Consider the following 22,908-nt stretch of genomic DNA (forward strand, 5'->3'; position numbering starts at 1 on the left):
TACCGTCACGAACCGGGCGCCGCCGTGCTATTCGTTGCGGCACTCTGCTTCCTGGCGGGGTCGCTCTTCCGATTCCTGCAGGACATCCGGCTGTCGCAAGGTGAACACGACGACCGTCAGTTGTGATGATCGCCGAACAGCTCAAGACGCTCGCGCCCCTTAGAAGTGGAAGGCCCCCCTATGATCGGGCCCTGCTGGACGGGGTCGAAGACAAACCCGTCGTTCTCAATGCGCGGTATCCGGCCAGCGCTGGCGGCAAGCACGTTGGGGAGCTTATCCCCGGGTGCGCCCGCCGCCTCGTGTTGAGAGTGGTAAGGACGGAGTTCGCATGCCTCTCGACAAGACTGGCCGCGGGTTTGATTCTACTCAAGGCGAGGAATAGGAGGATATCCTGACTGGGCGGCATGGTGCCGGCTTCCGTCGTCTCAGTCGGCTGGAGAGTTCGAGTTACTGCCCATGATCTGAATGCCCAGGAACCGAGCGTCCTAATTGGGGCCGACGGCCGACTGTCCGCTACTAGAACAACAACACAAAAAGCGGACATCGGAACCCTTGCTGCAAGGTCCGGTATTAGGCCCGAGGCCTGACAGGACCCACTGATCTTCCTGCGAAGGCGGACATCATACTCGATGTCCTTGGAGGGGCGGGCCTTACAATCAAACATTGAGCGTCAACTACCATTGGAGGTCAGTCGACGAGATCCTCATCGGCGCATCGTCGCAACGCCGGAGCGTTCGTGATCGTTATGATTCGATAACCGATATCGACCCATCCGGCTTGCGCAAAGAGCTTGATCGCGCTGTTGACCTGCTTGCGCGAGGCGTTCGCCATGATACCGAGATTTTCCTGTGAAACGGAGACTGACGCACCTGATTTCCACGACATGCGATGCAGGACCGAGGCCACTCTGGAGTTCGCGTTCTTTCTTTGCAGATCGTGCACGACACGCAGCAGGACGTCCGACGACAGGATCGACATGACCCCGAAAGCCCGAATGATTTTCGGGTCGGCCGCTGCCATCTTCTCCATTACATCCAGTGGAACGTGCATGACCCAGGTTTCGGTTCGGGCACACAGTTCGATTCGCCTTGGCTCACCGGTCATGAAACTGTCTTCGCCCGTCCATCCGCCGGGCAAAGCGATATGGATCAGACGCGGCATCGAATCGAGCGGCGCCGTGTCCACGGTCACCGTCCCCGATACCAGCCCGTAGACGCCTCCCGGCGGATCGCCTGGCCGAAATATGATCTGGCCCGGAGCGAACTTGAGAAGCAATGCATTCTGCAGCAAACGCGCCCTGAAGGCTTCGGACATGTGAGCCAGCCAGCCGTCGCCGCATATGATGCGCTCTGCTGCATCTCGAGACATGCGTACCATTTTTTCCCTCAACTGTCCGGTTTGACACAGTGTTTCAAGGAAAACCTATGTACGAAACTTTCAGATTTGGCAAAGCAATGTGGCGAAAATGGAAAATGAAACTATTGATCATTTCGGTTGATAATTAGCTCTTGCTTACTTGACTAAGAACTCTCTTAACCTTGTGATTTCGGCAGTTTATTGCCTGATAATTAGCCTTAGAATTTTCAAGGTATTCGACGATATGCTTTCGCTAGTTTTTAATAGATTATTATGGAGACCTCATATGCTGAAAAGTATCCATAAATCTGCCCTGTTATCGGTGATTGTTTTTGTCGGATGTGGCATAGGCCTAGCTGGTGCGGAAAGTGCATCCCAGCCGGAAATTACCGATCCTCATTTTCAGTTGGCGCCGGGTTATCTCGCGAAAAAGGACTTGCCCGACAGCCTTGCGCTGCTCGGCCCGCCGCCGGCGGTCGGCAGCGCGGCGCTTGCGCGTGACGAGGAGTTCAGAGCCGCAACCCTACCGCTGCGTGGTACGCCGCGCTGGGATCTGGCCCGCGCAGACGCTGATCTGCAATTTCCGCAGCCGGCGAAAAACTTCTCCTGCGCGATGGGTGTCGATATCGATGAGGAAAAGACCCCTCATCTGCATCGCTTGATGCAGAAGGTGCTGACCGATGCAGGCCTGTCGACGTATGGGGTGAAGAATACCTACAATCGCACTCGTCCATTCGTGGTCCACAACGAAGGCACCTGCTATCCCGATCAGGAGCCGCTGCTGCGTACCGACGGCTCGTATCCCTCGGGCCATACGGCGGCTGGCTGGGCCTGGGCGCTGGTGTTGAGCGAAATCAACCCGGAACGCGCCGACATCCTGATGAAACGCGGCATGGAATTCGGCCAGAGTCGCGTCATTTGCGATGCACATTGGCAGAGCGACGTCGATGCGGGACGCATCATGGGTGCGGCGACAGTCGCAAAACTCCATAACAATGCAGAGTTCATCTCGGATGTCGCGGCGGCACGCGAAGAATTGAAGACTGCCGGGGCCGTCGAGGCATCAAGCTGCGTTGCGGAAGAAGCCGCTCTGTCCCCGCGATAAGACGATAGGTCCTGTTCTCGGCAAACAACCGCAATACGGTGATCCCCATGCAAGCAAGAAAAAGCCTCCTGCCTGTCGCGGGACTACTGGCTGCAGCGTATGCGTCATCCGTTTCGGCGGCGGACGCGCTACTCTCACCGGAGAAGGGCGTGCTCTGTGACCACTACATGTGCGCCGACAATAGGGGCGTTTCGAGCCGGTTGACGCAAAAGCACGTTGGCAAGCAGGCTGCAATCAAGCTGTTTTCACAAGGTGATTTCGACCGGACGGAGTTCACGTTTGCCAATGGCATCTTCTGCGACGTCAAAGAGCGGCTATGCCGCGAAGGCAGATACTTTGATGCGGACGGCAAGCGAAGTGGTGCAATCAGCAAGTCGTACAGGCGTCTCCTGTTTTGCCGGTGAACATTCCTTCGCCGGCGGGCGTCAGCCGTCAATGAGGAGAAAATGAAGCTCTTTTCAGTATGCTCAATTGTATTCGCATCGGGTTTGACGCTTTCGCCTTCGGCGAAGGCTGCGGATAAGCAGTTCCTGCCATTCCAACCCGAAGCCGACAGCGAGACCGCGTCCGGCTGGCAGTTCAATGCCAGCCCGTATTTCTGGGCTGCCGGTATCGACGGCACCGTCGGGCAGTTTGGCCTTCCGCCGGCGAGCGTGACGTCCGACTTCGGCGATATACTCAAGGATCTGGATTTCGCCTTTATGGGCGTGGCAGAGGGTAGATATGATCGCTTCAGCGTTTTCAGCGACGTGATCTACACGAAACTCTCTGCGGGTGACCACAGCCCCGCCGGGGTTTTGACGAACAAGATCGGTGTGACGTCCCAGACGTTTTCGGGCCTGGTTGGAGGCGGCTACAGCCTGCTGACCAATGGCCGGAGCCATCTGGACGTGATTGCCGGAGGGCGCCTGTGGTACGCGAGCACCAAGGTATCTTTCAGCGGCGGCGTCCTCGATGGCGTAAGCCGCGAAGACAACGCCACCTGGGTCGACGTGGTCGCAGGTTTCCGTGGAACGTATTTCATCACGGATCAATTCTACCTCACGGGCTGGGGAAATGTAGGCGCCGGGCAGGCCGATCTTGATTGGGACGTCGCAGGTGCCATCGGCTACCAAATTAAGGATAGCATTTCGGCGGTGGCCGGATATCGCGCGATGGGCGTCGATTACAGCTCCGACGGCTTTGACTATGACGTCGTGCAGAAAGGCCCGATACTGGGGTTGGTTTTCCATTTTTAGACACAATGCAACGGCGTCTCCGTGCGCGAACGCCTGGCGTTGCAGCTTATCTGACGTATTGGCCGTACGTTCACTCTAACGGCCGGATGTTTTGTGCGCGTTAAATCCAATTAATGCGATTGATTTCAAATTTATGAGAAAAGTTGAGATGAGAACATCAAGCAGCAGCCGGACGATTTCAATAAAGGGTTTCATGAAACCGAAATCGCTCCTGCTTCTTATCGCGGCGGCCGGCCTGCCCGGTACGGCTGCCGCAGAGGACGCCGATCTTGCCAAGCAGTTGTCGAATCCGGTGGCCTCGCTGATCAGCGTTCCGTTCCAGTTCAACTATGACAAAGGCTATAGTCCCGCCGACGGCGGCAAATTGCTTCTGAACATCCAGCCGGTCATTCCGTTCTCGATCAACGAAGACTGGAATGTTATTTCCCGCACGGTTGTTCCGGTCATCTCACAGCACGATATAGCGGGGAGATCGGGCAGCCAGTTCGGTCTCGGCGATATTGTGCAGAGCTTCTTCTTTTCACCCAAACAGCCGACCGCCGGTGGGATAATCTGGGGCGCCGGGCCCGCCTTTCTGCTGCCTACGGGAACCGATCCGCTTCTGAGCGCAGAGAAATGGGGGCTCGGCCCGACAGGGGTCGTGTTGAAACAGGAGGGGCCCTGGACCTATGGCGCGCTGGGCAATCACATCTGGTCTGTCGCCGGTGACAGCAAGCGGTCGGACATCAGCTCCACATTCCTGCAACCTTTTATCTCCTATACAACGCAGAACGCCTGGACGATCGGGCTCGATACGGAGAGCACTTATGACTGGAAAGGCGACCAGTGGAGCGTGCCTGTCAACTTTACGGTATCGAAGCTCGCGGTGATCGGTAAGCAACCGGTAAGTTTCTCGGTCGGCGCACGCTACTGGGCTGCTGCACCCGATAACGGTCCGGACGGTTGGGGCATTCGTGCCGGCATCACTTTTCTCTTCCCCAAATAGTACGCCATCCGTTCTCGATGGGACCGTTCAAAGCCGTCGCAATACGAAAGCCGTGGGGCGATTGCTGACCAAGACTACTGAAGAAACCAAGCATCCCAAACGATGCGTTCGGCGTCCGCCCATGACATACGAGTTATTTTTCTATCCTCAATTGTCCTATTTGACCCAGTTCATTGCTTGAAGGCTATGTATCAACTTTCACGCTGAAACAAAGAGACCACGAGACACGGAGGTATCGGTCGCTCAGCGAAAATCTCAAAGTGATAAAGTCATCTGGATCCAAGAATGTTGCTCGCGTGGTTTGCACCTTGCAGCCGGCCGTCATTGCGGCGGGTCATCTCTTGTTTTCCTTTCATCGCCATTGAATTGCTCGGCCATCCGCAGGTGGCCTTCCAGGATTGCATATCGAGGAGCTATTGTATGCCGCAGAAATTCTACCGCCTGGCTGTGTTCTCGGCCGTCGTATTGGTTGGTCATGGCATTGGCATGACCGGTGCCGGTGTGGCATTTGCCGAGTCGACAGACAGCAAAATGCCGGTCACCGTTGACACTTTCGTCCGCGCCGAGACCGACCGGTACCTCGCAGTCAATGCAAAGGACATAGGCGGACTGGGCAAGTTCAAGCATTCTCGGGAGCCCGTACCGATCGATAAGCAAACGGTCATCCGTATGAACCGGGATACGCTTTATTCGTTTGCTGTATTTGATCTTGCCAGCGGGCCGGTAACACTCTCGCTGCCTGACGCGGGCAAGCGCTATATGTCGATGATGGTCGTCGATCAGGATCACTACCTGCCGATCGTCGCCTACGGGACGGAGCCGGTTGAGTTGAGTCAGAAATCGGTTGGCACCAGATATGCCTTCGTCGCTGTGCGTACGCTGGTCGATCCCAACGATCCGAAGGACCTCGACGAGGTCCACAGGCTTCAGGACGCCATCAAGGTCAGTCAGAAGGAGACAGGGGAGCTCGACCTTCCAAACTGGGATGAAGGCGACCTCACAGACATCCGCGATGGGCTGCTCACGCTCGCAAAACATCAGACGTCGTATCACGGTTCCTTTGGAGCCCGCGGCCAGGTCGAACCGATCCAGCACTTGATTGGCACAGCCTCCGGATGGGGTGGAATTCCGGAAAAGGACGCCATGTACCCAAGTTTCACTCCCACGGAAAACGATGGCAAGACGGTCTACACTCTCGAATTGCCGAAGACCGTGCCGGTGAAGGCTTTCTGGTCGATCAGCGTCTACAACGAAAAAGGCTTCTTCGAGAAAAACGCCTATAACGCCTATTCAATCAACGACATCACCGCGGAGAAGAGTGCGGACGGTTCGGTGAAAGTCCAGTTTGGCGGCTGTGACGGCAAAATCCCAAACTGCCTGCCGATCGTTGAGGGTTGGAATTACACCGTACGGCTTTATCGTCCAGAGCAATCCATCCTCAGTGGTCAGTGGAAGCTCCCAGAGGCCAAGCCCTTAAACTGAGCCTCATCGGTAAACGCCACGTCGCGCGATGTTTTCCCTCTATTCCTTCTCGTCACGTGGCTTGCTAATGCGTTGGAGGTTCGATCGACTGTTTTGAGTGCGGGTGAGCTTTCACGCTTAGCCGCACCCAGCTCAGTCTGGAGTCTCTATCGACGAGTTGACGCTATCTGGGCGGAGGAACTGGATTAGCGAACGGCAAGGCCGGCCAGTCGGCCTGCCGTCGCGGCACATCGGGCGTAGCCGTAGGAGTGCGCTCCATTAACGGGACGGGTAGGTAGATTTGAGCGCGCGATGGACGCCTCTTTTCCAGGCCGGGAGACGAGATCTCCGCAAGCCGAGACAAGTACAGTTTGGATCCAAATAGGTTCTCAGATCATATTCAAGAAGTGGCTTGGTAGATGAACGAGATTGCTGCTCCGGCTCCAGCGAAAGTGAATGAGGAAGCGCCTTCACCACGCCCCGATCCCGCTCCAAGTGAGTTTCTAGCCTATCACGGCGGACCTTTCTTCGAGTTGCAGGGGCATCTGAAATTGCTCCGGCAGAACGCGCTTCGCGTCGAATCTCGCGCGGCCTTGTTCGTTGCCTTGGCTTGGGGTGTTCCTTTCCTGCTCGGCTTGCCGCGCAGTTTCTCCGTGGAACACGGGCAAGGAGCCTATCTTACCGACTTTGGAGTGTGGGCGAAGTTTTTCATCGGGATCGGTGCTTTTGTCCTGGCCGAGTACCATGTCGAAAAAGGCTTGAAAGCGACGCTGTCCCAGCTCACGCGTGCATCAGTCATTGCCCCGACGTCAATTCCGGTCGCCGCAGCTATAGTGGCCTCGGCGCTTCGTCAGCGCGATTCTCGGGGAGCGGAACTTGCTTGCCTGACCATGGCGGTTTTCGCCACGACCCTTTCCTATCTCAATTTTCATACAGTCGAGGTATCCTCCTGGGCGGTAGAGCATTCGCTTGATGGCAACAGAGTTACGCTTGCCGGCTGGTGGTCGATCTGCTTTAGCCTGCCATTGTTCGTCTTCCTCTTTCTACGGGGCGCATGGCGACATTTGGTGTGGGCGCGCATGCTCCGCAAGCTCGCGAAACTCGATCTCCGCCTGGTTGCAACCCATCCCGACGGCAAGGGCGGATTGGCGTTCCTGGGTGAGTATCCGAACGCCTATGCCATTTTCGTCTTCGGGATGAGCTGCGCGATCGCCGCGGCAGCCGCGAAGTACAGCCATCACGACGACCTCTCCATGACCACGTTAAGTATGGTCATGAGCGGTTGGCTCGCGATCGTCATCAGCTTCTTCGCCTATCCATTGTCCGCCTTCACCGTCCCGCTGCTTCGTTTAAAGGAGCAAGGTCTGTCCTTGCTGGGCGCGCAGGCCACGCAATATTATCGCTCGGCCGAGCGGAAAGCCGTGGGCCGGAACGTCTTTTCGGATCCCACACCCGAGCCGGACACGGAACTGTCGGATCCGGGGAAGCTCTACGAGGCGACGCGCAAGCTCTCGACGTTCCTCGTCAACCGGGCCGCCGTGGTCCCCGTCGCCGCGGCAGCGCTTATTCCGTTCGCTGTAGTGGGCGCATCGAAACTGCCATACAAGGACGTCCTGTCCGTCCTGAAGAAACTGCTGCTTCTATGAATCGCTATGCTATCCTATGAGCACAGCGGACCGGATAGGGATTTCCCCGCAACTGAGCAGCAAGCACACGACGGAATTGCGCTTCGGGGAATGCGATCATCGTCGGCGACGATAGCGCCTATGGCGGCTCGGGGACCATATGTTCGTCTTCAAGTCGGCGCTAGATTCACCAGTTTCCTGCGTCCGCTTCTGGCGGCGCAATCCAGTCGCCTGACCTTGCCGCTAGCGACGTCTGCTTTCTGGAAGCGGCCAAGCAAGTCTCTACGGCAGAGATGGCGGCGCAATGCTGCCGTTCGCAAACTTATGCGTGGAACTCGCCTTAGGGGCGGACAGATTCGTGCTCCCACGAGCCCTGCACGGCTTGTTGCCGTTTACAGCTTCAAGGTTTGATCATGGGGGTCGCATGTCTTGCCGATACGCTGATGCAGAAGGGTATTTTATCGCATAGCGACCTTTCAGCGGCACTCGGCGAAGCCGAAAACAGGATCGAGAAAAGTGATGACCGTAAGCTTTCCGATGCGAACCGAGCGGCTACGATTTTCCCCATTCGCGTCTTGCTGCTTGCGAACCAGGCAAGTCAAAGCGGACGTAAACTTTCCATTTTCCGAGTATGCGGAATTGGTAGCGAAATTGACATAGACGAGTCCGGGGCCGGCAAGTGATCCTAAAAAACGGCCGCCACCCCGATGTAGCCGCGAAGCGCTGGCAATGACCGCCCAAAGATCCGAGATCGGACTCGGATCGAGGGCCCGGGGCGCGCAGCGGCAAAATTCTGACGTGTTAGAGCTTGAAAACCGGCGACGGTCCAGCCGTAGATGGCGCCGTCTGTGAAGTCGAACGCTCAGATGGAAGGCCCTGGATTCTACCCGTTTCGGATCTGGGGCCTTTTCTTTTATCGCCCAGTGGCTTCAATTCCCGATGAGGGACTTTAGTCGCTCGCGCTGATCCTTGTCTAGGGTCTATATGAGCGTATGGTGGACAACGGATCGTCAGCTGGATGCCGCGTAGGGCGTCGTCCTGCTCGTCCGATGTCATTTCGCGGATTTCCCAGTCACCTTTGCGCCAGCGTCGCCAGTGGAACTTCCCGTCCCTGCTGGCTTGATGCCATGCGGTCCAGCCAAGTACTCCCATCAAAAGGTCCTGAACAGTGCTCCGCGTGGCAGCCACGATTTAGGCTTCAGCAATAATGATGTCGTCGCGGATCAGCCTCGCCAGCTCGTCTTCGTCGGTCACGCCGAATTCATACCAGTCGATCAGAGATTTGGCAGTTCGACCACCTTCCTGACTATCGGCGCGATGACCGCGCTCGTCGCACCAGTCTCGCAAGATCCGGCGAAGCACGACAATCGTTTCTGAGGTCACCGCCGATTTTGGCCAATCCGTCTTCCACATTGCCACCGCCCCTCTGAACAAGAACCCTATGCGGACTCTGGCCGGACTCACAAGCTGTGAAATCAAGAGCTTTCTAAGGCTGGGTCACGGCCCGAAGATACTGCTATTCACCGCCCCTCAATGCGCTTGAACCTCCGCACCTGTACGGAGGTTCAAGCCATGCGCGCGAATGAAAATGGAGGAATTGCGCGGCAATAAAACCAGCACGATCTCATCTTTAACTTGTGCTTTTCTGGTGCGCAATTTCAAGTATATGATTGCAATTGCTCGTCACGAAATCAATAAGATTTTATGGACAGTAACTAATCAATTAGGGCTACTCTGGACAGCCGCGTGGATCGGCGTCCGCCGAAACGCCGTTTAGAGGCCACCGGGAAGAGCTCGAGAAGGTGGTGAGATCCGAGGCAATGGCGGTCGTCGGAGCGAAACTGCCCAGATGGGCGGCGAAATCAGTAGGCGTAAGTCTCACTCAAGCAGAATGGAATATAACCCCTCAATCTTTAGGGGGCCAGGCGATGACATACGTGTTTGAAGTGGTCGACAAAGCGGGTGTGGTTCGCAACTACGTCGCCAAGTTCATGCGTCGGGAAGCGGATAAGTTGGTCGTAGACTACCGCGGGCTTCAGATGCGGTTCGCAATCTCACATATCCGCGACTGGTGCGCCGTCGAATAATGCAGCATCGCTCCGTTCTGAACCGCCAGGGGTCTAAAATATTGCCGAGCCGAGGAAGGATTATAGGTCTCATAGCGGAAAGTGACGTTCACATCGACGGACTGAGTATACCCCCGGGGTTCTACTCGGCGACGGTGAGAACATCTCGTTCCTGTCAGCAGTGGAAGAAAGCGCCGGAGACCACGTATGAACTCCATCTGAACGCCCGCGACCTTAGAGCGGTCCGCGGTTTCATCGGAGATGAACGCGGCGCAAGCATGGATGCGACAACCGCCGTCCAAAAGGGATATTTCACCATCGCCTGATGCGAGGTTGCGCCCTTCGGTCAATGGGTATGTTGCCGATCACGCAAGTCAAGTCACCAGCCAGGGAAGTTGCTCTCTTGCTTCCGGTGACGCCCGCTCATCCAAAGCTTTCTCCATCCGAGGTCTCGCTCGCAAGATCGTGGAGGGCTTGGGCCTCCTTTGAGGCATACTCCGCAGACAGAATGATGGTGAGAAACGCAGCTCGGGCAATGTCCTTTTTCGAAGCACTTGGGTGCCTGGCCTTGACGGCCTCAATCAGGGCCTTTGGCTTCATACTCAGGACTGCCAGTTCCTTGATCGTTTCGGAGATGGTTTCGGTCTCGCGAAGCTTCGTTTCTCCCATCGGTACCTGTAATGGCCCCATTATGAGTAGTCACAACCCGAAGATAGAAGTGCTGTCCGGCCCTGAGCGCCGCCGGGAACAAAGATAGTCAGAGTCCAGAACGAAGGCGCAACCATGCCGATAACGACGGCAAGGGCGGTCACAACAAAAAGTCGAGTGAATAAGGAAGGAATACCGACATGAGGCCCGTCGCAAAGGGCAGCCAACCAGCCGTCGTGAAAATAGCGTTGCCCTTGGTGGTTCGATCACGTATTAGCCGCCTGAGTGACCTTCCCGAGCCTGTCCCTGATGTGCAGCGATTTGGGGCAACAGAACCGTCGCGGCGTCCCGCGGAATAACCGGATCTGCGACTCGGCAAACGTGATGGTCGCGATTGTTGCCCTTGCGCGGCTTATCCGATCCGGACAACAGATTCGGAGATGAACTCGAAGCGGGGGATCGCGAGGTTCTCCGGTGCGGGCCCCTTGCGGACGCGACCGGCAGTATCATAGTGCGATCCGTGGCACGGGCAGAACCAGCCTCCGAAATCACCCGCCTGCCCTAGAGGCACGCAGCCGAGATGCGTGCAAACCCCGATCATCACGATCCACTTCTCCTTCCCCTCCCCGGCAGAGCGGGCAACATCGGTCGCGTGCTGATCATCGGCAAGGTTGGCATTCCGAGCCAAGGGGTCCTTGAGATCGTCAAGCGCGGTCGCCCTTGCCGCCCTGATCTCCCTCTGGGTGCGGTTGCGAATGAAAACCGGGCGACCGCGCCATTTGACGGTCAGTGACATACCCTCGACGAGCGTAGATACGTCCACCTCGATAGAGGCCATCGCGCGCGTCGACGCGTCAGGACGCATCTGATCGATGAATGGCCAGGAGGCGGCCCCAACACCCACTACCCCTGCCATGGCTGTCACCAGATAGAGAAAATCGCGTCGGGTGGGTTCTCGCGTCTCATCCATAGCCATCATGCTGCGGCCCTGCCAAGCCTTGCTCGCCCTGGGGGATAGGGGAGACAAGCAGTTCTCCCGGCAACCTCCGAGGTGCCCAGATGTAAGAATGGCTCACAATTTTACATCGCCATCGTGAGTATTGGAACGTCGGAACTTGTGACCCCAGGCGGTCCTTCAAAGTTACCCAATCTCGTCGGCGTCCGCGACGACGTGATGATTGGTGAGGATATAGCCTCTGCCGGCGTCAACAATGACGCTGGAGCCTGCGCTCAGCCGCTGTTGCTGCTCAGGCAGGTTGAAATAGCGACGGAAGAAGGGATCGTTGTAAAGAGGATTGGTTTCGGCGGAAGCGCGAATGTTGACGATCGCCGGCGTGACGTCCTCCAAGACATCAGCGGGCGAGGGTTGAGTGCCGCCGACATCGCCGACTGCGGCCGCGCCGCGGGAAGCGGCGCAGGTATGAGGACGAGTGAGGCGAATACGCCAACGTATTTCGACGAACGCGTGGTCATTTTTGGGCCCGAACTCTTAAGTTCCTCCTTCGGTGCAGGGGGCGGGCCCTCGGGGCCAGTCTCATCGGAGCCACGATTTTGGCTCCTGCCAAACCAGCACCAGTTCGACAAACGTCGCGCCGATTCAAGCGCAATGCATCTCTTACTTCACAAGTCTATCCAAAGCCCACGCCCCGTTGGGGGGCGCGGACCTATCATTGCAGTCAGAAGTCCATGCCGGCTGCCGGCATCGGCGGGAGCGGTACATCCGTCTTCGGCTTCTCGGCGACCATGGCCTCGGTGGTGATCAGCAGGCCGGCGACCGAGGCGGCGTCCTGCAGCGCGGTGCGAACGACCTTGACCGGGTCGATCACGCCCTGATCGTAAAGATCACCGAACTCGTTCGTTTGCGCGTTCCAGCCATAGCCAAATTCGGTCTTCTCGCGCAGCTTGCCGACAATGATCGAGCCTTCGGCACCCGCGTTCTCGGCGATCTGGCGCACCGGCGCCTCGATCGCGCGGCGAACAAGGTCGATGCCGTGCCTCTGGTCGGCATTCTCGGTCTGCGTGTTGTCCAGTGCCTTGACGGCCCTCAGCAAAGCGACGCCTCCGCCGGGCAACACGCCCTCCTCGACGGCCGCCCGCGTGGCATGCATGGCGTCGTCGACGCGGTCCTTGCGTTCCTTCACCTCAACCTCGGTTGAGCCGCCGACGCGGATGACGGCGACGCCGCCGGCAAGCTTGGCCAGCCGCTCCTGCAACTTCTCGCGATCGTAGTCCGACGTGGTTTCCTCGATCTGCGCCTTGATCTGCGAAACGCGGCCCTCAATCTCTGTCTTCGAGCCAGCGCCATCGACGATCGTCGTGTTTTCCTTCTCGACGACGACCTTCTTGGCGCGGCCAAGCATATTGAGGGTCACGTTCTCGAGCTTGATGCCCAGATCTTCAGAGATCGCAGTTCCGCCAGTGAGGATCGCGATGTCCTCCAGCATCGCTTTGCGGCGGTCGCCGAAGCCCGGCGCTTTGACGGCAGCCACCTTCAGGCCGCCGCGCAGCTTGTTGACAACAAGCGTCGCCAGCGCCTCGCCTTCGACATCCTCGGCGATAATCAACAGCGGCTTTCCAGATTGAACGACCGCTTCGAGAACCGGCAGCAATGTCTGCAGGTTCGATAGCTTCTTTTCGTGGATCAGGATGTAGGGTTCCTCGAACTCAACCCGCATCTTATCCGGGTTGGTGACGAAATACGGCGAGAGATAACCGCGATCGAACTGCATGCCTTCGACGACTTCCAGCTCCGTCACCGCGGTCTTGGCTTCCTCGACGGTGATCACCCCTTCGTTGCCGACCTTTTCCATCGCTTCTGCGAGGAAGCGGCCAATCTCGGTGTCGCCATTGGCCGAGATGGTGCCAACCTGGGCGATCTCGTCGTTCCTGGTGACTTTGCGGGCGTTCCGCCGCAGTTCCTCGACCACAGCTTCGACAGCTTTGTCGATACCGCGCTTGAGATCCATCGGGTTCATGCCCGACGCCACGGCCTTCGCCCCTTCCTTGACGATCGCCTGGGCGAGAACGGTTGCGGTGGTGGTGCCGTCACCAGCGATGTCGCTTGTCTTCGAGGCAACCTCCCGCACCATTTGCGCGCCCATATTCTCGAACTTGTCCTCAAGCTCGATCTCCTTGGCGACAGTGACGCCGTCCTTGGTGATGCGGGGCGCGCCGTATGAGTTGTCGATCACCACGTTACGGCCCTTCGGACCGAGCGTAACCTTGACGGCATTGGCGAGGATGTCGACGCCGCGCAGCATCCTTTCGCGGGCGTCGGAATGAAATTTCACTTCCTTGGCAGCCATTTTTCTACTCCTTCCTCAGTCAGCATTCCTTGTCTGACATAGGTCCGAATCGGCGCTACGCCGCATTTCTCGCTGCGGCGTCGACCTCCATTACGCCCATCACGTCAGATTCCTTCATGATCAGGACATCCTCGCCATTGAGCTTGATCTCGGTGCCCGACCATTTGCCGAACAGGACGCGATCACCCACTTTCACTTCGAGCGGTCGCAGCTGCCCGCTTTCATCGCGCGCACCAGGGCCAGCGGCAACGACCTCACCTTCCTGTGGCTTTTCTTTTGCCGTATCTGGGATGATGATACCGCCGGCCGTTTTTTCCTCGGCCCCGATGCGGCGAACCAGGATACGGTCATGCAAGGGACGGAACGTCATTTCGCTCTCCTCATCGACAACCAGATTTTTCAACAAGTGTTCCGCGCCGCATTCGGAGCGAAGCCGACGCGGGACGCCGAGCCTTTCGGCATCGCGCGCATTTCGATCTGGTTCCTGTTTTTTGAGTTTCAAGAGAGGACCAAAAATTTTTTAGCACTCTAGCCTGTTGAGTGCTAACAGCCTGAATTCAGGAGAGTATTTCACGTCGCTGGCGGTTTGGAGGGTATGGCTGCCTCTTGACGCAAGGCATCATGATCCCCACCTTATTCTTGTCGACGCCCAAGTGGGTTGACACTAGTCAGGGAGCCCAAGCTTCTTGGCGCTCCCTCGTACCTATGTTGCTCTACGGAGGATATAGCTATGAGAACAAACCCCGACTTTTCCCCCTTCTACAGGTCGAGCGTCGGCTTCGATCGCCTCTTCGACCTGCTGGAAAACGCCAGCCTCAACGCTGACAACTGGCCACCCTATAACATCGCCAAACTTGGCGAAGATGCATACCGCATTGCCATCGCGGTGGCGGGTTTTGCAGAGCACGAACTGACGATCACCCATGAATCGAACATGCTAGTAGTCAACGGCGCGAAGTCCGAGGATGAGGAGGTACAGTACCTCCACCACGGCCTCGCTCTAAGGCCGTTTGCGCGCAAATTTGAGCTCGCCGATCACGTGATCGTCGAGGGCGCAAAGCTCGAAAATGGCCTGCTCGTCATCGATCTCAAGAAGGAAATACCCGAGGAGATGAAACCGCGTCGGATCGCCATCCACACCGAGATGGCGAAGCCAGCTTCGAAGCAGATCGAAGGCGACGAAGCAGCCTAGCACGGGCGCTCGCTGTTCGACCCTCGCCAGTTGCCGAAACGCCGAAGGAAAGAAGTTGCGCCCAAAAGGAGGCAAAGAAACCGAAGAAAGGATGAAGTCATGAATGTACGTGACCTGATCCCGTGGAGCCGTGGCAGCAGCCAGCTCCCGAGCAGCTATCGCGGTGATGAGATGGATCCATTTCTGTCGCTGCATCGCAATGTCAACCGTCTGTTCGACGAAGTCTTCCGCGGCTTCGCCCCGCCATCGTCGTTCGGTGGGCCATCGCCCTTCCGTGGTTCGTGGCCGCACGTGGAGATCGAGGAGAATGACAACGAGATCCGTGTGCTAGCGGAGGTTCCGGGCATCGATCCAGACGACATCGAAGTGCTGTTGGACGACGGCATGCTGACACTTCGCGGCGAAAGCAAATCAGAAACCGAGGACAAGGATCGCCGGTTCAGCGAACGCTACTACGGGCGCTTCGAACGGCGACTGTCCCTCGGCGGCCAGGTCGAGGAGGGCAGGGTCGCCGCAAACTTCAAGAACGGTCTGCTCACCGTGACACTACCGAAGACAGAAAAGGCGCGAGCCAACGTCAAGCGGATCACCATCGACAGCACCAAATAATCTCGACCGCTATAAAGCCAGCCGGGTGCGGACGTGCCCGGCTGGTTATTCGCGTCGTGGAGCAAGTGAGCACCCAGCCAGCCAGAGGTCTACTTTGCGCCACATCTGGGCCTTCGCGGTCAGTGAAACGGAGGTTGCGTTTCGGCCCCTTCGAGATGGTTGTCATCCGATGCCGCCATTCAACGCGATTGCGGCGAAGCACACTCCGGCAGGCGGCGGACAGAAGCAAGCACTCGGCGAGGGATTAAGCGCACGAGCGATTGATGCACAACCGGGAGATCCTAACTGAAGTGCATCCCGCCGGTTTTAGGGTAGGGGTTCATCGTCGCAGGCTTGAAGCAGGGTCGGCGCGTCGACATCGACCACGTCGATCGTCGTGTTGCCGCTGTCGATCATCGCCTTGATCTTGGCGATCTCGCCACCGTACTCCTGCTCGGAGACCGGACGACCGGTTTCTTCCGCATAGGCGTTGAACACCGCCTTGCGCTGCGCTTCCTGATAAGCCCCGCCGAAACTCATCACCGAAAGCGGTTCGGTGGCGATCGCCGCGCCGGCCGCCGAACCATAGGCAAGCGTCGTCGCTGCCAGAAACATGCGTTGTCTGAACATGGAAATTCCTCTCTGGAGACAGATTTGACGTACCCGTCGCAGTGCCCGTCTTGCTTGCCGGCTATGAGGAAAGCCTATGTTGCGACATGCTGCGGCGCAAATAAGTAGGTATCATGCCGGCATGAGCGGTGCTTATCGGCGTGCTCAGTTCAGGCTTCCGTGACCTTTCTGTTCTGGCCCGATCTGGCTGTTGACGATCCGCATCGCTCATTGCGCAAATGCCTTTGATGACATCACTTTTCAGAAAAGCGAATGCGGTGGTTTGACGTCGCGTTCGGCGTAGCGCGACAGGCGGAGGTCATGCAGGTTGATCCCCGGCTGGCCAGTGGTGAGCCAGTCCGCCAAGGTCTTGCCGACGATCGGCCCCAATGCGAAACCATGACCGCAAAAGCCGGTCGCGATCATCAGGCCGCTCGGGGTGGTCGGCGCGTCCAGCACCGGTATGCCATCCGGCAGGACGTCTATGCCGCCAGCCCACCGCTCGACAATCTGAATGTTTCGCTGAGAGGGGAGGGCCCTCTTCAGCCGGGCTAGACAAGCACGCATATCGGCATCATTGGCCGGAAGCAGGGGGTCACGAACGCCGACAGGGTGGCCGTTCTTTCGCGTCTCCGACTTCGGCAGGCGTTGACGGATATCGTCGAGGAAAGCGCCGTTGAGCTTGAAATTGAAAGACCGGTAATGCTGCAACAGCGGCCCCATGTACCACTCGAGCGCGCGCAGATGCCCAAGGGTGACATCGACGTCCACACGGGCGTCGTTGGCCAGGTTGAAGCTGCCGTCACTGCGCTGGCGCCAGCCGATACCCCCACCGATGCAGGCAACAGCGCTGACAGCCGGTCCCGACGAGGTCCGAGCGACCGTTCCGCGCACCTGATGCTGCGGCAGAGCTATCCCGAGCGAACGCAGGACACGCCAGCTTGCGGCACCTGCGGTGCAGATGATGTGGTCGCTTCGGATCTCACCCCGTTCGGTTCGCGCGGCGACGACCTTGCCACTAGCCACCTCGATGCCGGTCAGGCCGCAACCCTCCACGAACCTTGCTCCGAGGTCGGCGGCTTTGCGGGCAAAGGCCGGCGCCACCAGACGCGGCTCGGCCTGGCCGTCGCTCGGCGTGTAAAGACCACCGACTTGAACTGCCTCGAAGCCCGGTAACAGCGCGCGCACGTCGTTCGCCGACAGGAGGCGTGTGTCGACTCCATGTTGCCGGGACGTTTCCAGGCAGGCTTCATAATGCGCCATTTGCCTGGCGTCGTGGCCGACATAAAGGCATCCGCCCTGCCTCCACCCCAGATCCGTTTGCAATTCTCCCTGCAAGTCCAGCCACAAGCGGTTGCTCGCAATCGCAAGTGGCATCTCCGATGGATCGCGCCCCTGCTGGCGCACGAAGCCCCATGCACGGGTCGATTGCTGTCCGGCGATCCGCGATTTGTCGAGAACGACCGCCTTGATGCCCTGCTTGGCAAGATAATAGGCCGTGGCGCAGCCCATGATGCCTGCGCCGATGATCACGACATCGGCGCGCTGCGGCAAGGCAAAGGGAGAGGGTTCCGGCCGATTGCCGGTTTCAGGGATGATGCGCATGGCAAGCCTTTTGTTCTGATTATCGCTGCTGAAGGGAGGTTGGTGGCCAACCGACGAAGCAACTATCGCAAGCGGTCGCTGGACAATCCAATGCTCATTGTGCGACGGATTTATTTGGAAAACGAATAAATGAGATCGGCAGATGTCCAGACGATTTCCCCCTCTTGGCGGCTTGCAGGCGTTCCTGGCAGTGGCGCGAACCTCGTCGTTCAGTCAGGCCTCCGAGATCCTCCACATCAGCCAGAGCTCGATCAGCCGGCAGATCCTGCAACTGGAAAATCACTTTCGCAGCGCGCTTTTCCTGCGCAGCACGCGGCTTGTTGTCCTGACCGATGCCGGGCGGCGGCTGCTGCCCTACGTCGAGCAGCTCATCGCCTTGCTGATCGAGGCGGATCAGGCGATGACACAGCAGCCACAGACCGTGACGTTGCGCGTCCACCCTTCGCTTGCCATTCGTTGGCTACTGCCGCGTCTTCCAGACCTCTACCACGCGCATCCGCATGTTCGCGTCGATATCGATACCGCCTGGGTTCGAAGGCCCGACTTCGAGCTCGAAGGGATCGACGGAATGATCGAATACGGGGTCGGGCCATGGCCCGGTCTTACCGAAGACCGCCTGTGGGAAGAGCAATTGACGCCGGTCTGCCGGCCCGGGCTGTTCGGCGACCTCAAAGATCGGAAGAGTTTCGATGGCCTTGTGCTTCTGCACATGGACCGGACCTACGAGACCTGGGAGCGCTGGGCTGAAAAGGCGCAGATATCCCTGACAGGTGCGCGCCATCTGACCTTCGACACGCTGGATCTCGCAGTGACGGCCGCCCAACAGGGGCAGGGCCTCGCGCTTGCCGACCTCGCGCTTGTCGATGCCGCGGTTCACGACGGATTGCTGCTGCAGGCTCACCCCGTCCAACTCGACGTCGGCATGGGCTACAGTCTCATTGCACCCAAGACCTCAAGCGGTCTCAAGGGGTTCTCTCTGCTGCGCGAATGGCTGAGGCAGCAGGCGGACATTACACGTCGCGATCTGTCGCGATGACGGGCAAGTAAAGCTGATGCTGTAGAGCTGTCTTAGATCGGGTCTGCGGCGCCCACTTCGGAGCATCCCGCGAAACCGGCGCCCGCGCGAACCACCTTTCCCGGATTCAGCAGCGTCGCAGCGTCGAGCGTGTTCTTGATCCGTCGCATCAGGCAAATCTTCACCGGGTCTGAATTGACCAATAGGGAGCCCATCCTCTTTAGGCCGATCCCATGTTCGGCGGAGAATGACCCACCGATCGCGGCAATGTCCCTGTAGAGCACCTCTTCGACAGCTCTTGCCTTTTCACCTGACACTTCACTGCCCGCCGCGTTGAGGACGATGTGTAGATTTCCGTCGGCAAGATGGCCAAACACATATGGGTCAAACGCCGAATCCAGCTGCTTCAGGCTGGCAACGGAGCGAGCGACATAGGTTTCGACTTCCGAAAGAGGGACCGAGACGTCATAGGATGGCGCGCCCGGATGCTTTCGGTAGATGAGGTCGGTGTCTTCGCGCAGCCGCCAGAGATCCGCCTCCTGTGCGACCGAAGAGGCAATCACGGCCGAAGCGTCGGGATGATCCTCGATGACACCTTCGTAAATGCGCCCCAGTTCCGCTTGCAACACGCCTTCCTCGGGCCCGCCCAGCGAGACCAGAAGGTTTATTGGATGGTCGGCGCTGTAGTCCGGGACCGACCAGCGATGATGGCCCGATGTCAGGCGGAAATAGGCGTTCCAGATCGCTTCTGCCGCGCGGAGATGACCGTACTGCGCGTCGAGCCCTCGGCGGACCGTCTCGAACGCGGCGTCCACAGACGGTAGACCGAAGAGCACGGTAGCGGTGGCAAGCGGTTGGGGTTCAAGCTTGACGGCGATGCGCGTGATGATGCCGAGTGTGCCTTCAGCCCCCACGAAAAGATGCTTCAGATCGTAGCCGGCGGCGTTTTTCACGACCCGTGTGAGGTCTGAGTAGACCGAGCCATCCGCAAGCACGGCCTCCAGGCCGAGAATGCGATGGCGCATGACCCCGTAGCGAAAGGCGGCAATACCTCCGGCATTCGTCGACGCCATACCCCCGATCGTTGCCGAGCCGCGCGACGGCAAATCGATCCCCGTTTCAAGCCGGTACTCGCTGGCCGTTTCCTGCAGCGCCTGCAGCGTCACGCCGGCTTCCACCACGGCAACGCGCTCGACTGGCGATATATGCAGGATGCGATTGAGACGGGCAGTCGAAAGCACGAGTTCCCCCGGTTTGGACACCGCCCCGCCCACGAGGCCTGTTCGTCCCCCATGGGTGACGAGTGGGACCCCGTTGGCAAGGCAACATTCAACGACTGCAGCAACCTCCGCGGTCGTTCTTGGAAAGACCACGGCGCCGGCCCCGAGATTTTCCGGTGCAACGCCGTGATCGACCGAGGAAAGAGCCTCTCCGTCCTTGAGATTTCCGTCACCGACAATCCTGCGAATTTCGGCTTTGAACTCGGGCTTTAGGCAATCCATACGATGCGACCTGCTGGTGGATGTCGGAAGATGTTGAGATGCTTGCGGCAGAGCGTTCAGGCTGACTTGAGCGCACCGCTTTTCTTCGCCGTCCAGGTGGCGATGAGATCCATCAGAACCGGATTGAGACAGTCATAGGGTTCAATGCCCAGTTCGCGTAACCGGGCGCGCATGCCGTCCATTCCAGCAGGATCATAGCCACTCTCGATGATCGAGGAGACGAAGGCGGCAAAGCCGGGCTTCGCCCAGCCCGCTTCCTGGAAACGCTCAGGGTGCACGAAAGACAGGCCCTTGAAGGCATGATCGCGTTCGACGGGACCGTACATGTGCACGCCGCAATCCTTGCAGGCATGCCGTTGAATGAGTGCCGCCGGGTCTATGACCGAGAGCTTGTCGCCGTTTTCGAGCACCTCAACGTTGTCCGTCGGCGCCACGGCAACGACTGAGAAGACAGCTCCGTCGGGCTTCCAGCATTTGGTGCAGCCGCAGGCGTGGTTGTGGGCGATGTCACCCCTGACACGGACTTTCACCGGATTGTTTGCGCAGTTGCAGACGAGCGTACCCCCGGCAAAGGCCGCGTCCGTCGCCTTGAACCCGCTGTCCACCGATGGATGTATTGCAATACTCGGCATGGGCTTCTCCTCCTTCATAGCCGGTGCGAGATGCCCGGCCGATCTCAAACACCGTCAATCTCGCGGTGCGATCAATGCACTGCCGTCTGAAAGCGGTATTGAACTCGCGCTCAGTATACCACCACGCTGCGGATGCTTTCGCCGGAATGCATCAGCTCGAAGCCCTTGTTGATGTCTTCGAGGGCCAAGTTGTGGGTGATCATCGGATCGATCTCGATCTTGCCCTCCATGTACCAGTCGACAATCTTCGGCACGTCGGTGCGGCCGCGCGCGCCGCCGAAGGCGGTGCCCATCCAGCTGCGGCCGGTAACGAGCTGGAACGGCCGGGTGGAGATCTCCTGGCCGGCGCCGGCGACGCCGATGACAACCGACTTGCCCCAGCCGCGATGCGAGGCCTCGAGCGCCTGGCGCATCACCTTGGTGTTGCCGGTGCAGTCGAAGGTGTAGTCGGCGCCGCCGATCTGGTCGGCCCCACGCTTGGTCATGTTGACGAGATAGGGCACGATGTCGTCGCCGACCTCTTTCGGGTTGACGAAGTGGGTCATGCCGAAGCGCTCGCCCCAGGCCTTCTTGTCGTTGTTGAGGTCGACGCCGATGATCATGTCGGCGCCGGCAAGACGCAGCCCCTGGATGACGTTGAGGCCGATGCCGCCGAGACCGAAGACGATCGCGGTCGCGCCCATCTCGACCTTGGCTGTGTTGATGACCGCACCGATGCCGGTGGTGACGCCGCAGCCGATATAGCAGATCTTGTCGAAGGGCGCGTCCGGGTTGACCTTGGCAACGGCGATCTCGGGCAGAACCGTGTAGTTGGCGAAGGTCGAGCAGCCCATGTAGTGGTGGATCTTGTCCTTGCCGATCGAGAAGCGCGAGGTGCCGTCGGGCATCAGGCCTTGCCCTTGCGTCGAGCGGATCGCGGTGCACAGGTTGGTCTTGCGCGACAGGCACGACGGGCAGGAGCGGCACTCGGGCGTGTAGAGCGGAATGACGTGATCGCCCTTCTTCACCGAGGTGACGCCCGGGCCGACGTCGACGACGATGCCGGCGCCCTCATGGCCGAGGATGGCCGGGAACAGGCCTTCCGGATCGGCACCCGACAGCGTGAAGTCGTCCGTGTGGCAGATGCCGGTGGCCTTGACCTCGATCAGCACTTCGCCGGCCTTTGGGCCTTCGAGTTGAACCGTCATGACCTCGAGCGGCTTGCCTGCCTGAACGGCAATGGCGGCACGTACATCCATCATATTCCTCTTCCTGTTCAAGGTTTTCAGTTATTTCAGGCGGTCAGGCCTATCGGGGCAGGTAGCGTGTAAGACGGGCTTCCAGAAGCCGCACGAGCGTGATCAGCAACAGGTTGATCAGGAGATAAAGCACGCCAGCGATGGCGAATATTTCGAGGATTGCGTAGGTCTGGCTCATCAACCGCTTTGCATGGCCGGTGATCTCCAGAACGGTAATGGTGGAGGCGAGGCTCGTTCCCTTGACGACGAGGACAAGCTCGTTGCCATAGGCTGGCAAGGCTTGCCGGATGGCCAGGGGAAACGTGATCCGGCGAAAGCGGAGGAGCTGCGACATGCCGCAGGCCTGCGCAGCTTCGACGAGCCCTGCCGGAATGGACATGAGGCCGCCCCGCAAGATCTCGGATGTATAGGCAGCGGTGTTGAGCGCGAGTGCCATGACCGCGCAATGGGCGCCATCACCGACGACCCACCAGAGCACAGGATTGTCCCGAACGAACGAAAGCTGGCCGAGGCCGTAGTAGAAGAGGAAGAGCTGTACCAGCAGGGGCGTGCCGCGAAAAACGGTGCTGTAGCTTTTGGCAAAACTGCTCATGGCCCTGTTTTTCGACAAGCGCATGACCGCAAGCGCCAGGCCGAGGTTAAAGCCAATGGCGACCGAGGTGATCGTCAGGATCGCGGTGAGCCACAGTCCCTTGGCGAGGGTCGGAACTGCGAGGAAAACGAGTTCGAAATCCATGA

Annotated in this window: 25 protein-coding genes; 12 read left to right on the forward strand and 13 right to left on the reverse strand. The window is 58.8% G+C overall.

Annotated elements, in window-relative coordinates; genetic code table 11:
- Positions 1–687: 687 nt before the first annotated feature.
- Positions 688–1,314, reverse strand: a complete 627-nt coding sequence (locus tag AC070A_RS29835; protein ID WP_255571594.1) for a Crp/Fnr family transcriptional regulator — start codon at positions 1,312–1,314, stop codon at positions 688–690.
- A gap of 328 nt (positions 1,315–1,642) precedes the next feature.
- Between AC070A_RS29835 and AC070A_RS29840 the strand changes: the two genes are divergently transcribed.
- The 7 genes from AC070A_RS29840 to AC070A_RS29870 all read left to right on the forward strand — a co-directional run bounded on the left by AC070A_RS29840 (position 1,643) and on the right by AC070A_RS29870 (position 8,453).
- Positions 1,643–2,461, forward strand: a complete 819-nt coding sequence (locus tag AC070A_RS29840) for an acid phosphatase (protein WP_113737293.1) — start codon at positions 1,643–1,645, stop codon at positions 2,459–2,461.
- Positions 2,462–2,508: 47 nt separating this feature from the next.
- Positions 2,509–2,865: a YcgJ family protein gene (locus tag AC070A_RS29845; RefSeq protein ID WP_492383586.1), complete on the forward strand. Its 357-nt coding sequence runs from the start codon at positions 2,509–2,511 to the stop codon at positions 2,863–2,865.
- A 42-nt stretch (positions 2,866–2,907) separates the two neighbouring features.
- Positions 2,908–3,699 (forward strand): hypothetical protein, encoded by a 792-nt coding sequence (locus AC070A_RS29850; RefSeq protein WP_113737295.1) that lies wholly within the window; start codon positions 2,908–2,910, stop codon positions 3,697–3,699.
- Between the two features lie 193 nt (positions 3,700–3,892).
- Entirely contained in the window at positions 3,893–4,684 is a 792-nt protein-coding gene (locus AC070A_RS29855) for a transporter (RefSeq protein ID WP_113737301.1), read from the forward strand.
- A gap of 420 nt (positions 4,685–5,104) precedes the next feature.
- Positions 5,105–6,166 carry a DUF1254 domain-containing protein gene (locus AC070A_RS29860; protein WP_255571592.1) on the forward strand — a complete coding sequence of 354 codons (1,062 nt, stop codon included), beginning with the start codon at positions 5,105–5,107 and terminating at the stop codon, positions 6,164–6,166.
- Between the two features lie 398 nt (positions 6,167–6,564).
- A complete protein-coding gene (locus AC070A_RS29865; protein ID WP_492383585.1) occupies positions 6,565–7,791 on the forward strand; it encodes a hypothetical protein in 1,227 nt (408 codons plus the stop codon).
- A 422-nt stretch (positions 7,792–8,213) separates the two neighbouring features.
- The gene (locus AC070A_RS29870; protein WP_309239089.1) at positions 8,214–8,453 is read left to right on the forward strand and encodes a hypothetical protein; all 240 of its coding nucleotides are present in this window, start codon (positions 8,214–8,216) and stop codon (positions 8,451–8,453) included.
- A gap of 508 nt (positions 8,454–8,961) precedes the next feature.
- On the opposite strand, the gene AC070A_RS29875 is transcribed toward AC070A_RS29870, so the two are convergent.
- Entirely contained in the window at positions 8,962–9,183 is a 222-nt protein-coding gene (locus tag AC070A_RS29875; protein ID WP_057252211.1) for a hypothetical protein, read from the reverse strand.
- Between the two features lie 515 nt (positions 9,184–9,698).
- On the opposite strand from AC070A_RS29875, the gene AC070A_RS29880 reads away from it, so the two are divergent.
- The gene (locus AC070A_RS29880) at positions 9,699–9,857 is read left to right on the forward strand and encodes a hypothetical protein (protein ID WP_492383584.1); all 159 of its coding nucleotides are present in this window, start codon (positions 9,699–9,701) and stop codon (positions 9,855–9,857) included.
- A 402-nt stretch (positions 9,858–10,259) separates the two neighbouring features.
- Here AC070A_RS29880 and AC070A_RS29885 read toward each other — a convergent pair whose 3' ends face one another.
- From AC070A_RS29885 to AC070A_RS29905, 5 genes are all read right to left on the reverse strand, one after another.
- On the reverse strand, positions 10,260–10,505 hold the full coding sequence (locus tag AC070A_RS29885) for a hypothetical protein (RefSeq protein ID WP_113737298.1): 246 nt from the start codon (positions 10,503–10,505) through the stop codon (positions 10,260–10,262).
- A 391-nt stretch (positions 10,506–10,896) separates the two neighbouring features.
- On the reverse strand, positions 10,897–11,460 hold the full coding sequence (petA, locus tag AC070A_RS29890; protein WP_162770960.1) for a ubiquinol-cytochrome c reductase iron-sulfur subunit: 564 nt from the start codon (positions 11,458–11,460) through the stop codon (positions 10,897–10,899).
- Positions 11,461–11,625: 165 nt separating this feature from the next.
- Positions 11,626–11,832: a hypothetical protein gene (locus tag AC070A_RS29895; protein ID WP_375374156.1), complete on the reverse strand. Its 207-nt coding sequence runs from the start codon at positions 11,830–11,832 to the stop codon at positions 11,626–11,628.
- 328 nt (positions 11,833–12,160) lie between these two features.
- Positions 12,161–13,789, reverse strand: coding sequence for a chaperonin GroEL (gene groL, locus AC070A_RS29900; RefSeq protein ID WP_113737300.1), 1,629 nt, complete (start codon positions 13,787–13,789; stop codon positions 12,161–12,163).
- A 55-nt stretch (positions 13,790–13,844) separates the two neighbouring features.
- Positions 13,845–14,159 (reverse strand): co-chaperone GroES, encoded by a 315-nt coding sequence (locus AC070A_RS29905; RefSeq protein ID WP_057252225.1) that lies wholly within the window; start codon positions 14,157–14,159, stop codon positions 13,845–13,847.
- Between AC070A_RS29905 and AC070A_RS29910 the strand changes: the two genes are divergently transcribed.
- The 3 genes from AC070A_RS29910 to AC070A_RS29920 all read left to right on the forward strand — a co-directional run bounded on the left by AC070A_RS29910 (position 14,139) and on the right by AC070A_RS29920 (position 15,590).
- Positions 14,139–14,321: a hypothetical protein gene (locus AC070A_RS29910; protein ID WP_162770959.1), complete on the forward strand. Its 183-nt coding sequence runs from the start codon at positions 14,139–14,141 to the stop codon at positions 14,319–14,321. The two genes, AC070A_RS29905 and AC070A_RS29910, sit on opposite strands and share 21 nt — an antisense overlap.
- A 198-nt stretch (positions 14,322–14,519) precedes the next feature.
- Complete coding sequence (locus AC070A_RS29915) at positions 14,520–14,981, forward strand: Hsp20 family protein (protein ID WP_057252217.1); 462 nt, start codon at positions 14,520–14,522, stop codon at positions 14,979–14,981.
- A 99-nt stretch (positions 14,982–15,080) separates the two neighbouring features.
- Positions 15,081–15,590: an Hsp20/alpha crystallin family protein gene (locus AC070A_RS29920; protein WP_057252218.1), complete on the forward strand. Its 510-nt coding sequence runs from the start codon at positions 15,081–15,083 to the stop codon at positions 15,588–15,590.
- Between the two features lie 306 nt (positions 15,591–15,896).
- Here AC070A_RS29920 and AC070A_RS29925 read toward each other — a convergent pair whose 3' ends face one another.
- Both AC070A_RS29925 and AC070A_RS29930 read right to left on the reverse strand, forming a co-directional pair.
- Positions 15,897–16,199 carry a type 2 periplasmic-binding domain-containing protein gene (locus AC070A_RS29925; RefSeq protein ID WP_200964192.1) on the reverse strand — a complete coding sequence of 101 codons (303 nt, stop codon included), beginning with the start codon at positions 16,197–16,199 and terminating at the stop codon, positions 15,897–15,899.
- A gap of 240 nt (positions 16,200–16,439) precedes the next feature.
- A complete protein-coding gene (locus AC070A_RS29930) occupies positions 16,440–17,783 on the reverse strand; it encodes an NAD(P)/FAD-dependent oxidoreductase (protein WP_112997286.1) in 1,344 nt (447 codons plus the stop codon).
- 142 nt (positions 17,784–17,925) lie between these two features.
- Between AC070A_RS29930 and AC070A_RS29935 the strand changes: the two genes are divergently transcribed.
- Positions 17,926–18,819 (forward strand): LysR substrate-binding domain-containing protein, encoded by an 894-nt coding sequence (locus AC070A_RS29935; protein WP_112997285.1) that lies wholly within the window; start codon positions 17,926–17,928, stop codon positions 18,817–18,819.
- Positions 18,820–18,851: 32 nt separating this feature from the next.
- On the opposite strand, the gene AC070A_RS29940 is transcribed toward AC070A_RS29935, so the two are convergent.
- The 4 genes from AC070A_RS29940 to AC070A_RS29955 form a co-directional block, all read right to left on the reverse strand.
- Positions 18,852–20,300, reverse strand: a complete 1,449-nt coding sequence (locus AC070A_RS29940; RefSeq protein WP_057252222.1) for an FAD-binding oxidoreductase — start codon at positions 20,298–20,300, stop codon at positions 18,852–18,854.
- Positions 20,301–20,356: 56 nt separating this feature from the next.
- On the reverse strand, positions 20,357–20,932 hold the full coding sequence (gfa, locus tag AC070A_RS29945) for an S-(hydroxymethyl)glutathione synthase (RefSeq protein ID WP_057252223.1): 576 nt from the start codon (positions 20,930–20,932) through the stop codon (positions 20,357–20,359).
- A 110-nt stretch (positions 20,933–21,042) separates the two neighbouring features.
- The gene (locus tag AC070A_RS29950; RefSeq protein ID WP_492383678.1) at positions 21,043–22,170 is read right to left on the reverse strand and encodes an S-(hydroxymethyl)glutathione dehydrogenase/class III alcohol dehydrogenase; all 1,128 of its coding nucleotides are present in this window, start codon (positions 22,168–22,170) and stop codon (positions 21,043–21,045) included.
- 49 nt (positions 22,171–22,219) lie between these two features.
- A complete protein-coding gene (locus AC070A_RS29955) occupies positions 22,220–22,906 on the reverse strand; it encodes an ABC transporter permease subunit (protein ID WP_113738000.1) in 687 nt (228 codons plus the stop codon).
- Positions 22,907–22,908: the final 2 nt, after the last annotated feature.

It is taken from the genome of Ensifer sp. GW101-20A05 (assembly GCF_059424735.1).